At 73.2% G+C, this 11,752-nt stretch carries 10 protein-coding genes; 4 read left to right on the forward strand and 6 right to left on the reverse strand.

The window, feature by feature from the left end; all coding sequences use genetic code 11:
* Positions 1-136: 136 nt before the first annotated feature.
* The 3 genes from ACGFX4_RS26400 to ACGFX4_RS26410 are packed head-to-tail and all read left to right on the forward strand — an operon-like array spanning position 137 to position 4,040.
* Positions 137-1,120 (forward strand): ABC transporter permease, encoded by a 984-nt coding sequence (locus tag ACGFX4_RS26400; RefSeq protein WP_393079071.1) that lies wholly within the window; start codon positions 137-139, stop codon positions 1,118-1,120.
* Positions 1,120-2,022 carry an ABC transporter permease gene (locus ACGFX4_RS26405; RefSeq protein WP_393079073.1) on the forward strand — a complete coding sequence of 301 codons (903 nt, stop codon included), beginning with the start codon at positions 1,120-1,122 and terminating at the stop codon, positions 2,020-2,022. The genes ACGFX4_RS26400 and ACGFX4_RS26405 overlap by 1 nt, the downstream gene beginning before the upstream one ends.
* On the forward strand, positions 2,019-4,040 hold the full coding sequence (locus ACGFX4_RS26410) for a dipeptide ABC transporter ATP-binding protein (RefSeq protein ID WP_393079075.1): 2,022 nt from the start codon (positions 2,019-2,021) through the stop codon (positions 4,038-4,040). The genes ACGFX4_RS26405 and ACGFX4_RS26410 overlap by 4 nt, the downstream gene beginning before the upstream one ends.
* Positions 4,041-4,111: 71 nt before the next feature.
* Here the strand turns inward: ACGFX4_RS26410 and ACGFX4_RS26415 are convergent, their stop codons facing one another.
* The 5 genes from ACGFX4_RS26415 to ACGFX4_RS26435 form a co-directional block, all read right to left on the reverse strand.
* Positions 4,112-4,318, reverse strand: coding sequence for a hypothetical protein (locus tag ACGFX4_RS26415; RefSeq protein ID WP_393079077.1), 207 nt, complete (start codon positions 4,316-4,318; stop codon positions 4,112-4,114).
* 112 nt (positions 4,319-4,430) lie between these two features.
* Positions 4,431-4,952 carry a YbaK/EbsC family protein gene (locus tag ACGFX4_RS26420; protein WP_393079080.1) on the reverse strand — a complete coding sequence of 174 codons (522 nt, stop codon included), beginning with the start codon at positions 4,950-4,952 and terminating at the stop codon, positions 4,431-4,433.
* Between the two features lie 40 nt (positions 4,953-4,992).
* Complete coding sequence (sbnA, locus tag ACGFX4_RS26425; RefSeq protein ID WP_393079082.1) at positions 4,993-5,982, reverse strand: 2,3-diaminopropionate biosynthesis protein SbnA; 990 nt, start codon at positions 5,980-5,982, stop codon at positions 4,993-4,995.
* A gap of 9 nt (positions 5,983-5,991) precedes the next feature.
* On the reverse strand, positions 5,992-7,023 hold the full coding sequence (sbnB, locus tag ACGFX4_RS26430) for a 2,3-diaminopropionate biosynthesis protein SbnB (protein WP_393079084.1): 1,032 nt from the start codon (positions 7,021-7,023) through the stop codon (positions 5,992-5,994).
* Positions 7,024-7,085: 62 nt separating this feature from the next.
* Positions 7,086-10,100 (reverse strand): BTAD domain-containing putative transcriptional regulator, encoded by a 3,015-nt coding sequence (locus ACGFX4_RS26435; protein ID WP_393079125.1) that lies wholly within the window; start codon positions 10,098-10,100, stop codon positions 7,086-7,088.
* 538 nt (positions 10,101-10,638) lie between these two features.
* On the opposite strand from ACGFX4_RS26435, the gene ACGFX4_RS26440 reads away from it, so the two are divergent.
* Positions 10,639-11,400, forward strand: a complete 762-nt coding sequence (locus ACGFX4_RS26440) for a BTAD domain-containing putative transcriptional regulator (RefSeq protein ID WP_393079087.1) — start codon at positions 10,639-10,641, stop codon at positions 11,398-11,400.
* Between the two features lie 80 nt (positions 11,401-11,480).
* Here ACGFX4_RS26440 and ACGFX4_RS26445 read toward each other — a convergent pair whose 3' ends face one another.
* Complete coding sequence (locus ACGFX4_RS26445) at positions 11,481-11,738, reverse strand: acyl carrier protein (protein WP_393079089.1); 258 nt, start codon at positions 11,736-11,738, stop codon at positions 11,481-11,483.
* Between the last annotated feature and the right edge of the window lie 14 nt (positions 11,739-11,752).

Genomic DNA, 11,752 nt, shown 5'->3' on the forward strand with positions numbered 1-11,752 from the left:
TACCGGAGTTCATTCCTGATCAGACGGAAACGCTGCGCAACACTTCCGCAATGTCCCGTCAGCAGTCCGCTGCAAAACTCTGACCTGCCCGTTCACCCGACCGAAGGCATACGACCATGTACCGCAGGTGTGCGAAGTGATTCGCTATCTCGCCAAGCGTCTCGGCTACTACGCCGTCCTCCTGGTGGCCGCCGTCTTCCTGGCGTACGCGCTCTCCTCGGCCGCCCTCGGCCCGCGCACCTACTTCGAGGCGAAGCAGCCCAGGCCGTCCGCCGCCTCGGTGGACCGGCAGTTGACCGCGCTCAACATCAACGACCGCACCCCGGTGGTGGAGCGCTTCGCCACCTGGTCCGAGGGCCTGCTGCTCCACGGCGACCTGGGGCGGACCATCCACGACACCTCCGTCAACGAGGAGTTCGGCCGCCGGATCTGGGTCTCGCTGCGGCTGCTGCTGCTCGGCAGCCTGCTCGGCATGGTCCTCGGCGTCGCCGCGGGGGCCTTCGGCGCGGTCCGCCAGTACCGCTTCTCCGACCGGGCGCTGACCGTGCTCTCCTTCGTCCTGCTGTCCATGCCGGTCTTCCTGGTCGCCCTCTTCCTGAAGAACGGCGCGATCGCCGCCAAGGACGCCGCCGGGCACGAGGTGGTCCCCTTCGTCGGGTACGAGACCCCGGGGCTGACCGGCGGCGCCGGCGCCCACCTGGCCGACTGGGGGCTGCACCTGCTGCTGCCCACCCTCGCGCTGGCGCTCGGCGGGCTGGCCACCTACAGCCGCTACCAGCGCTCCACCATGCTGGACGTGCTCGGCTCCGACTACCTGCGCACCGCCGAGGCCAAGGGGCTGACCCGGGGCCGGGCGCTGCTCCGGCACGGGCTGCGCACCGCGATCATCCCGATGTCGACCATGTTCGCCTACAACTTCCTGGCGATCCTCACCGGCGCGGCCTTCACCGAGACCATCTTCGCCTGGCACGGCATGGGCGAGTGGTTCATCCAGGCGATCAACGAGCAGGACGTCAACTCGGTGGTCGCGGTCAACCTGTTCGCCGCCGTGGCGGTGCTGGCGGCCGGCTTCCTGGCCGACGCCCTGCACGCCGCCCTGGACCCGAGGGTCAGGTACTGATGACCGCCGTCCTCCCCACCGCCCCCGCCGAACCGCGCCCCGCCGTCCCGACCGGCCGGCTGCGCCTGGTGCTGGCCCGGCTGCGGGCCGCCCGCGGCGTGCTGGTCGGCGGCGCGATCGTGCTGCTGCTGTTCGCGCTGGCCTTCCTCGGCCCGTACCTGACGCCGTACGACTACGCCGCGCCCGACTACACGGCGATCCGGCAGCCGCCGTCCGCCGCGCACTGGTTCGGCACCAACGGGATCGGCCAGGACGTCTTCGCGCAGACCCTGCGCGGGCTGCAGAAGTCGCTGGTGATCGGCCTGCTGGTGGCCCTGCTGTCGACCGGGCTGGCCGGCCTGGTCGGCGCCTGCGCGGGCTACTTCGGCGGCTGGACCGACCGGGTGCTGATCTTCCTGGTCGACCTGCTGCTGATCTTCCCCAGCTTCCTGGTCATCGCGATCGTCTCGCCGAAGCTGCGCGGCGCCGGCTGGCCGGCCTTCGTGCTGCTGCTGGCGCTGTTCAACTGGATGGTCACCGCCCGGGTGGTCCGCTCCATGGCGCTCTCCCTGCGGGACCGCGAATTCGTCCGGGCCGCCCGCTACATGGGCGTGGCACCGCTGCGGATCGTCCTGCGGCACATCCTGCCCAACGTCTCCTCCTTCCTGATCATCGACGCCACCCTGGCGGTCGGCGGCGCGGTGATGAGCGAGACCGCGCTCTCCTACTTCGGCTTCGGCGTCCGCCCGCCGGACGTCTCGCTCGGCACCCTGCTCGCCGCCGGCACCGACCAGGCACCCGTCTTCCCCTGGCTGTTCTACTTCGCCGCCGGGCTGCTGGTGCTCTTCGTCCTCGCGGTCAACCTGATCGGCGACGGACTGCGCGACGCCCTCGACCCGACCTCCGACCGGAGCGGCACGTGACCACCCCCCTCCTCGACATCCGCGGCCTGGCCGTCGACTTCGGCGACGCCCCGGCCGTCCGCGGCGTCGACCTGACGCTGCGCCGCGGCGAGACCCTCGGCATCGTCGGCGAGTCCGGCTCCGGCAAGTCGGTCACCGCGCTCGCCGTGCTCGGCCTGCTGCCCAAGGCCGCCCGGGTGCGCGGCTCGGTCCGGCTGGAGGGCCGCGAGCTGGTCGGCCTGCCCGGCCGCGAACTCGCCAAGGTGCGCGGCCGCAGGGTCGCCATGGTCTTCCAGGACCCGCTCTCCGCCTTCACCCCGGTCTACCGGATCGGCGAGCAGATCACCGAGGCGATCCGGATCCACCGGCGGCTGGACCGCGCCGCCGCCCGCCGGCGCGCCGCCGAGCTGCTCGACCTGGTCGGCATCCCCGCCCCGGACAAGGCCCTGGACGCCTTCCCGCACGAGTTCTCCGGCGGCATGCGCCAGCGCGCGATGATCGCCATGGCGATCGCCAACGACCCCGACATCCTGCTCGCCGACGAGCCCACCACCGCCCTGGACGTCACCATCCAGGCCCAGGTGCTGGACGTGCTGCGCACCGCGCAGCGGGAGACCGGCGCCGCGCTGGTGCTGGTCAGCCACGACCTCGGGGTGATCGCCGGGACGGCCGACCGGGTCGCCGTGATGTACGCGGGCCGGGTGGTGGAGACCGCGCCGGTGGACGAGCTCTTCGCCCGGCCCCGGCACCCGTACACCCTCGGGCTGATCGGGGCGGTGCCCCGGCTGGACGGGCGGGGCGGGCCGCTGGTGCCGATCCCCGGCAGCCCGCCCGCGCCGGGCACGGTCACCGGCTGCCCGTTCGCGCCGCGCTGCCCGCTGGTGGAGGACCGCTGCCGCACCGCCGAGCCGCCGCTCGCCGGGGCGGACGGGCACCTGGCGGCCTGCGTCCGCTCCGAGGAGCTGGCCGTGCGCGGGCCCCGGCCCGAGGAGGTCTACCCGGTGCCGCCGGTGCCCGCCGCCGAGCCGCCCGGCGAGGAGATCCTGCGGGTCGACGGCCTGGTGAAGACCTTCCCGGTGCTCAAGGGCGCCGTCTTCAAGCGGCGGGTCGGCACCGTGCACGCGGTGGACGGCGTCGACCTGGCGGTGCGCCGCGGGGAGACCCTCGGGCTGGTCGGCGAGTCCGGCTCCGGCAAGTCCACCACCCTGTACGAGCTGCTGGGCCTGCGGCGGCCCGAGGGCGGCCGGATCGAGCTGCTCGGCCGCGACGTCGCGGGCCTCGACCGGGCCGGCGTCCGGGAGCTGCGGCGGGCCGTGCAGATCGTCTTCCAGGACCCGATGGCCTCGCTGGACCCGCGGATGCCGGTCGGCGACATCGTCGCCGAGCCGCTGCGGGCGCACGGCGCCGAGCGGGCGGAGATCGACCGCCGGGTGCCCGAACTGCTGCGCCAGGTCGGCCTGGAGGCGGACCACGCCGGGCGCTACCCGCACCAGTTCTCCGGCGGCCAGCGGCAGCGGATCTCGATCGCCCGGGCGCTGGCGGTGCGACCGCGGCTGCTGGTGCTGGACGAGCCGGTGTCGGCCCTGGACGTGTCGATCCAGGCGGGGGTGCTCAACCTGCTCCAGCGGCTGAAGGCCGAGCTGGGGCTGGCGTACCTGTTCGTCTCGCACGACCTGTCGGTGGTGCGCCACCTGGCCGACCGGGTCAGCGTGATGTACCTGGGCCGTACGGTCGAGGCGGGCGCGGTGGCCGAGGTGTTCGAGCGGCCCCGGCACCCGTACACCCGGGCGCTGCTGTCGGCCGTGCCGCTGCCCGATCCGACGGCGGAGCGGGGCCGGAGCCGGATCCTGCTGCCCGGCGACCCGCCGTCGCCGCGCGAGCGGGTCGAGGGCTGCCGGTTCCGGGCCCGCTGCCCGGTCTACGCGGCGCTGGGCGACCCGGCGGACCGGGCGCGCTGCGAGCGGGAGTCACCGGCGGCCGAGCCGGCCGGGCCCGGGGTGGACCACGTCGCCGCCTGCCATCACCCGCAGCAGGGCTGACGCAAAGGGCGGAGCCCCTCGGTCGGGGGAGATCCGAGGGGCTCAGCAGGGGGTGCGGCGCTGGGGAGGCGTCACACCCAGTCCTGGTTGCCGCCGTTGGGGGTGGCCGGCGGAGTGGTCGGGGTGCTGTTCGTGGTGGTCGTGGTGGTGGTCGTGACGTCACCGGCCAGCACCGAGCCGCCGTGCGAGGCCGTCAGCGCGCCGATGCCCACCAGGGCCGCGAGCACGAGGACGAGGACGCTGACACGCTGCGCGAAGGTGCTGCCGATGAAGGTCATCTGAACCGTCTCTCCCGTTTGGTGTGTGGCGTCGTCGTTGCCCGCCGGGAATGAAGGTATGGAGCGGCGGCTTCGGTCCCTTATCGATCCGTTTTCGCCCTCTGACCTGCGGTTATATGGCCTCCGCAATGGGCTCGACCCGGGGGTCGGCGAGCCGCCGATAGGCCGCGGTGGGCAGCGCTATCGAGCGGTCGAGACGGGCGGCGTTGAAGTAGATCTCCTCCTGGTCGAGCAGTCCGGGGTCGGCCAGCAGCCGCAGCTCCGGGTGGAAGGAGAACGGGACCACCGTGCCGCTGACGCAGCCGGTGAGCCGTTCCGCGGTGCCGGCGTCGGCGAAGCCGGCCTTGGTGCCGCCGAGGATCCGGCCCACCGCGCCGAGGTCGACGCGGTGGTCGCCGCGCACCACGGCCAGGCCGTAGCGCACCGCCCGGCCGGGCAGCTTCACCCGGGTGACGATGCACTTGGCGGCCTGCCCCAGCGGGTGGCCGCGCAGCGCGCTGGCGAGGTCGGTGCGGCCCTCGGCCGGGTGGTCGATCACCCGGTGCGGTGCGCCGGCGAGCAGGTCGAGCAGCAGGTCCTCGGCCGGCGGGGCGGCCTCGGCGGGCCGGGTCAGCAGGGCGGTCGCCTCGGCCATCCGGTACCACCTCCTTCTGGGTCGTGGGCGGGTGTGCCGCTCAGGCGGGTTCGTGGACGACGCCGGCGGTGTACTCCAGGGCCTGGGGCCCGTACAGCTCCTGGACCCAGTTGGTCTGGTACACGGTGTCCAGGTAGCGCTCGCCGAGGTCCGGGGAGATCGCGACGGCGGTCAGGTCGCGGCCGCCGCCGGGCTGTTCGGCGAGCCACCGGTCGGCGGCGCTGACCACCGTGCCGGTGGAGCCGCCGAGCAGGAAGCCGCGGGCGGCCAGCCGGTGGCACGTCCGGACGGTGTCCAGCTCGGCGACGTGGACCACCTCGTCGATGTAGGACTCGTCCAGCAGAGGCGGCCTGACCCCCGCGCCCAGGCCGGGGATCATCCGGGTGCCCGGCTCGGTCCCGAAGATCACCGAGCCGACGCTGTCCACGGCCACGATCCGCACGTGCGGCCGGTGCTCGTGGAACCAGCGGGCGCAGCCCATCAGCGTGCCGGTGGTACCGGCGCCGACGAAGAGCACGTCGAGGCCGGGGAACTGCCGGGCGATGGCGGGCGCGGTGGTGCGGTAGTGCGCCTGCCAGTTGCTGGGGTTGAGGTACTGGTTGAGCCAGACGTACCGGGAGTCGGAGGCGAGCAGCCGGCGGACGTGGTCGAGCCGGGCGCCGAGCAGTCCGCCGTCCGGGGTGGGGTCGGTGACGGTGTGCACCCGGGCGCCGAACGCCTCCATCAGCCGCCGGGTGGCGAGGTTGCAGCGGGAGTCGGTGACGCACAGGAATCCGTACCCGCGGCTCGCGGCGACCATCGAGAGCGCCACCCCGAGATTTCCGGACGAGGATTCCACCAGAATCGAGTCCGGGCCGAGCAGCCCGGACCTCTCGGCCGCCTCGACCATGGCGACGGCGGCTTTCTGCTTGATGGATCCGGCGAAATTCAGCCCTTCACACTTGACGTAGAGCGGAATTCCGAGGGAGGCCCGCAGGTCGAGGAAGAGCTCGTCCTCGTTGAAATCCTGCGGGTTGGAGATGACCGGCACTGTGTCTCCTTAACCGTAGCGCCGCACTTCGTGGAAGAAGCCGTCGACGACCGTGCCCGAGCCCGCCGCGCGGGCGGTTTCGAGCACGTGCTTGCCGAGCGCCAGGTCGAGCACCCCGAGGCCGAACGGCGAGAAGACGACGGGCCGGTCGGTGGGCGGCGTCCAGTCACCGGTGAGCACGTCGTACAGCGTGGCGTCGACGAACTCCCGGTGGCCGAGCCGCTGCTCGGCCAGGTGCAGGGAGGTGTCCGCCTTGAGGCAGTGCTCCACGTCGTCGACCACGTTGGCGGCGGCCAGCACCACCTCGGGGGCCAGGTCGCGCAGCGAGACGTGCAGCACCAGCGGGTTGTGCTCGAACCACGCCGGGTCGTGGACGTGCGGGGTGCCGGCGACGGTGGCGAAGACCACCAGGTCACTGCCGCGGATCAGCGACTCGGCGGACTCGTGCACGGTGATCCCGGCACTCCCCGAGGTCCGGCCGAGATAGTCGGCGAAGCCGGCCGCGTGCTGGGCGGACAGGTCGAAGATCCCGGCGGCGTCGAACTCCCAGCCGGTGCCGAGCAGGTGGGCGTGGATGTGGCGGGCGATCAGGCCGGTGCCGACGAAGCCGATCCGGCGCGGGCGCTCCCGGCCGGCGGTGAGCCGGTCGGCGGCCAGCGCCGCGGAGGAGGCGGTCCGGGTGGCGCTGATGATGGAGCTCTCCAGACAGGCCACCGGGTAGCCGGTGGTCCGGTCGTTGAGGATCAGCACCGCCGAGGCGCGCGGGATGCCGGCCACCACGTTGTCCGGGAAGCTGGAGATCCACTTGATGCCGTCCACCCCGAACTCCCCGCCGACCGAGGCGGGCAGCGCGATGATGCGGGAACTCGGCCGGTCGGGGAACCGCAGGAAATAGGAGGGCGGATTGACGGTATCGCCGCGGCCGTGCAGCAGATAAGCCGACTCGATGATGTCGGCGATCTCCTTGTGCCGGCCTTCGAGGGCGTTCTGCACCTCGGCGCCGCCGATGACGGAGAACGACGGAACGGAAAGCGTAGACATGCGGCCGAAGCTATGTCGTTGCTCTATCAGAATTACATAATCGAAAAAATATCGGCCGGGGCTCAAGAATCCAGGGCGAGCAGCGCGGCCTCGGCCCGGTCCTGCCAGGACCGGGAGCCCGCCCGGGCGAAGGCGTCGCGGGCCTGCTCCAGGGTCCGTCTGACCTCGGCGGCCCGGCCCAGGACGTCCTGCAGCTCGCCGCGGACCAGGTGCACCCGGCCCTCGACCAGCGGGCTGTCCAGGGTCTCCAGCACGGCCAGCGCCTCGTTCAGGCCGTCCTCGGCCTGCTCGGGCCGGCCGTCCCTGATCCGGATCTCCGCCAGGCCGAGCAGCGCGTAGCACAGGCCGACCAGGTCCTGCTTGGCGCGGACGATCCGGGCCACCTCGGCGAGCATCAGCTCGGCCTCGGCGAGCCGGCCGACCGTCAGGTACGCCCGGCCGAGCCGGTGCACCGCCTGCGCCAGCCCCCGGTTCTCGCCGATCCGGCGGGCCAGCACCACCGCCTCCTCGCCGAGCCGGACGCCCTCCTCGGTCCGGCCCTGCTCCAGGGCCAGGTGGGCCAGGTTGTTGACCGCGTGCGCCTCCGCCGAGGCGTCGCCGACCTGGTGGAAGACCTCGCGCGCCTCGCGCAGCCGGCGCTCCGCCCGCAGGTAGTCGCCCAGGTGCCGGTCGACGGCGGAGAGCCGGGCCAGCGCCAGCGCCCAGCCGTGCTTCTCGCCGATCCGCTCCAGCATCTCCATCGCCGGCTCCAGGCAGGCCCGGGCCTCGGCCATCCGCAGCTGCTGGACCAGCAGCCCGCCGAGCTCGGCGAGGACCGCGCCCTCGCCGCGCGGGTTGCCGCAGGCCCGGGTGGCGGCCAGCGCGTGGTCGCAGCAGCGCCGCCACTCCTCGCTGTAGTTGCGGGTCTCGCCGAGCACGCCGAGGCAGAGCGTCAGGTCCCAGGCCAGCTCGTCCAGGCCCCGGCCGCTGCCCTCGCCCTGGGCGAGCCGGGCGGAGTGCTCGACCACCGCGCTCAGCGAGCGGCGCTCGGCCTCGAACCAGGCCAGCGGGTCGGAGGTCAGCTCGTCCAGCAGGTCCGGGTCGACCGGGGTGCGCGGGGTGGTGCCGTGGATCAGCCCGTAGTCGCCGCCGTACTCCTTGCGGTGCGCCCGCTCGGCCACGGTCAGCCAGCCGGCCAGCGCCCGGTCCAGGGCGGCGGCCTGCTCGTCGCGGTCCTCCAACTGCTGGGCGAGCTCGCGGGCGTACAGCCGCAGCAGGTTCTGGAAGCGGTAGCGGATCTGGCCGGTGGCGTCGGTGCCGACCACCTCCAGCAGCTGGGCGTCGACCATCGCCTCGATCAGCCGCTCCGCCTCGAAGGCGTCGCAGTCGAGCAGGGCCGCGCCGACCCAGGTGGTGAAGTCCGGGACCTCCAGGATGCCGAGCAGCCGGTACAGCCGGGCGGCGTCGCTGGGCAGGTAGCGGTAGCTGAGCGCGAAGCTGGCCCGCACCTGGGACTCGCCGAGGGTCAGCTCGTCCAGCCGGCGCTTGGCGTCGCCCAGCCGGGCGACCAGCTGGCGGACCGTCCAGTGCGGCTTGGAGGCCAGCCGGGCGCCCGCGATCCGCAGCGCCAGCGGCAGGTGGTCGCAGAGCTCGGCGAGCCGGCGGGCCGGCTCCGGGTCGGTGATCAGCCGGTCGCCGGTGACGATCCGGCGCAGCAGCTCGCCCGCCTCCTGGGCGGTCAGCACCCCGAGGTGGACCCGGACCGCGCCGTGCCGCAGCACCAGCTGCTCCAGCGGGTCGCGGCTGGTGACCACCACGGTGCAGCCGCCGCTGGCCGGCAGCAGCGGCCGGACCTGGGCGAAGGTCCGCGCGTTGTCCAGCACCAGCAGCACCCGGCGGCCGGCCAGCAGGCTGCGGTACAGCGAGATCCGCTCGTTCTGCTCGGTGGGGATCTGCTCGGCGGGCACGCCCAGGCTGCGCAGGAAGCGGCCGAGCACCTCGTTGGCGGAGGTCGGCTCGTGGTCCGGGTCGTGGCCGCAGAGGTCGGCGAAGAGCCGGCCGTCGGGGAAGTTCCGGGCCGCGTGGTGCGCCCAGTGCACGGCCAGGCCGGTCTTGCCGACCCCCGCGACGCCGGTGATGAAGGCGACCGCGGGCGGCTCGTCGTCGGTGCGCTCGGTGAGCAGGTCGTCCAGGGCGGCGAGTTCGGCGGCCCGGCCGGTGAACGCCGGGATGTTCGGCGGGAGGTCGGAGGGCGGCGGGGCGACCGCCTCGCGCGGCCGGTGCGGGGGCAGCGGCTCCGGCTCCTCGGGCCGCTCGGCCCGCTCGGCGGGGGCGGCCGGCGGCTCGGCGGGCGCCGGCGGCGCGGCCTGCTCGGGCGTGGCCAGCGAGGGGTCGTCGCGCAGGATCGCGTCGTGCAGCCCCTGCAGCTCCGGGCCGGGCTCCAGGCCCAGCTCCTCGATCAGGTGCCGGCGGGCGTCCCGGAAGACCTCGGTCGCCTCGGCGCGGCGGCCGCCGCGGTACAGCGCCAGCATCAGCGACTGGCGGGATCTCTCCCGCAGCGGGTACTCGCGGACCAGCGCGGCCAGCTGCGGGATCAGCTCGCGGTGCCGGCCGAGGCCGAGCTGGAGGATGGCGAACTCGTCGTACGCGGCGAGCCGCAGCTCCTCCAGCCGCTGCGCCTCGTCCTCGACCCGACGGCCGACCACCCCGTGCAGGACCGGGCCGCGCCACAGGTCCAGGGCCTGCCGGGCGGCCTCGGCGGCCTCCGGGCCGCGCCCGGCGCGGGCCGCCTCGGCGGCGGAGGCGGACAGCCGCTGGTGGTCGAGGAGGTCCAGCCGGTGGCCGGCGGTGTTCAGCCGGTATCCGGGGTGGGCGGTGGAAATGACGTCCTCACCGCAGCCCTCGGACTTGAAGGTCTTGCGCAGTGCGGCGATGCAGATCGCCACCTGGGTGCGGGCGGTCGCCGGGGGGCTCCCCTGCCAGACCGCGTCCACCAGCGTGTCGACCGGAACGATCCGGTCGGGGGAGAGCAGGAGTAACGCGAGGATGGTCCGCTGCCGGGGACCGCCGATCGGAAGCTGCCTGTCCTCGCAGGTCACGGACAATGGGCCGAGCACTCCGAAAGACAGCAAAGCCCAGCCCCCAAGGTCGATCCAGCATGCACCAACCTGCCCCCGTGGCAGACCGATGGGACCGTCCACGGAGGAAGGCCCCATCAGCCCCACACGATAGCTCCACACCCGTGGTGACGCACTCCTTATCGAACAGGGTCGTCCACCGATCGGGCAGAGATGAGCATATGGCCCTCCCACCTGCCGGAACGCCCTTCGGGGCGATCTTCAGGAAGCGCTAAGAAAGCCCTCACCCTCACCTCCGACGACACAGCCGTCCGGCCGGCGCAGTCCCATCACCTACGAGACCTCGCTCGACACGCGCTCAACCACCCTGACCGAAGCCGCATAGCCCGCGTATTCAGCTCTTCCTCACAGTGGGGCGGTGGGGGGAGGCCGATGTCCGTTCGGGGGGATCGATAATCGGCCGATAAAAAGTCGATGCGGCCGATTCCTAGCCTGGCGGTGTCGGGTCGGCGAGTGCCCTCGCCGGCCGCACCCACCGTCGGGAAGAGAGAAGGCTGTCATGGAGTTCCGGATCCTCGGCCCGGTCCGTGTTCGGACCGGCGAGCACGAAGACGCCCTCAGCGGGAGCAAGCAGCGGACCATGCTCGCCGCGCTGCTGCTCACCGACGGCCGGGCGCTCTCGGACGAGCACCTCGGCCGGATGCTGTGGGACACCAACCCGCCGAGCACCGCACCGGCCCAGATCCACACCTACGCCTCGCGGATCCGCCGCCGGCTCGGACCGGACGTGCCACTGGTCAGAATCCGCACCGGCTACCAGCTGATGGCCGAGCACGTCGCGTACGACTACCGCGAGTTCGGCAGACTCTCGGACGAGGGCCACCGGGCCCTGCGGGTGCAGAACTACGAGCTGGCCGCGGCCCGGCTCGGCCAGGCGCTGGCGCTGTGGCGGGGCGAGGCGCTCGCCGACACCACCGACCACATGGTCTTCGCCGAGCGCCCGCGGCTGGAGGAGTTCCGGCTGGAGGCGCTGGAGTCCCGGATCGAGGCCGAGCTGATCCTCGGCCGGCACCGCCAGCTGGTCTCCGAGCTGACCGGCCTGGTCCGGCACCACCCGATGCGGGAGCGCTTCCGGGCGCTGCTGATGACCGCGCTGTACCGCTCGGACCGGCAGGCGGAGGCACTGACCGCCTACCTGGACGGGCGCCGGCTGCTCGCCGAGGAGCTCGGCGTGGAGCCCGGGCTGCTGCTGGCCCGGACCTACCAGGCGGTGCTCACCGGCGAGGTGCGCACCCTGATGCCGCAGCAGCTGGCGTCCTGAGGCGGTACGACCAACGGGGTTTTTGCTGTACGAACGGGGGTTGGGGCGGGCCGGTGGCCCGCCCGGGCTCGTTTTCCCGCTCAGTTCGCGAGGCCGGAGAGGTGCTCGGCGAGCGCGTCGACCGTGTTGACGTCCCAGACCAGCGTCGGGTCGACCGACAGCCGGAGGGTGTCCTCGATGTCGCCGCAGAGCGCGAAGGCGTAGACGGAGTCGAGGCCGTACTCGGTGAGCGCGACCGCCGGGTCGATCTCCTCCGCCGGGCGCTGCAGGTAGTAGCCGACGCGCTCGACCAGCCAGCCGCGGATCTGCTCGGCGGACTGCAGGGTGGTGGTGGACATGGATGTCTCCTTGG

Source organism: Kitasatospora sp. NPDC048365, assembly GCF_043200835.1.
Classification (GTDB): domain Bacteria; phylum Actinomycetota; class Actinomycetes; order Streptomycetales; family Streptomycetaceae; genus Kitasatospora; species Kitasatospora terrestris.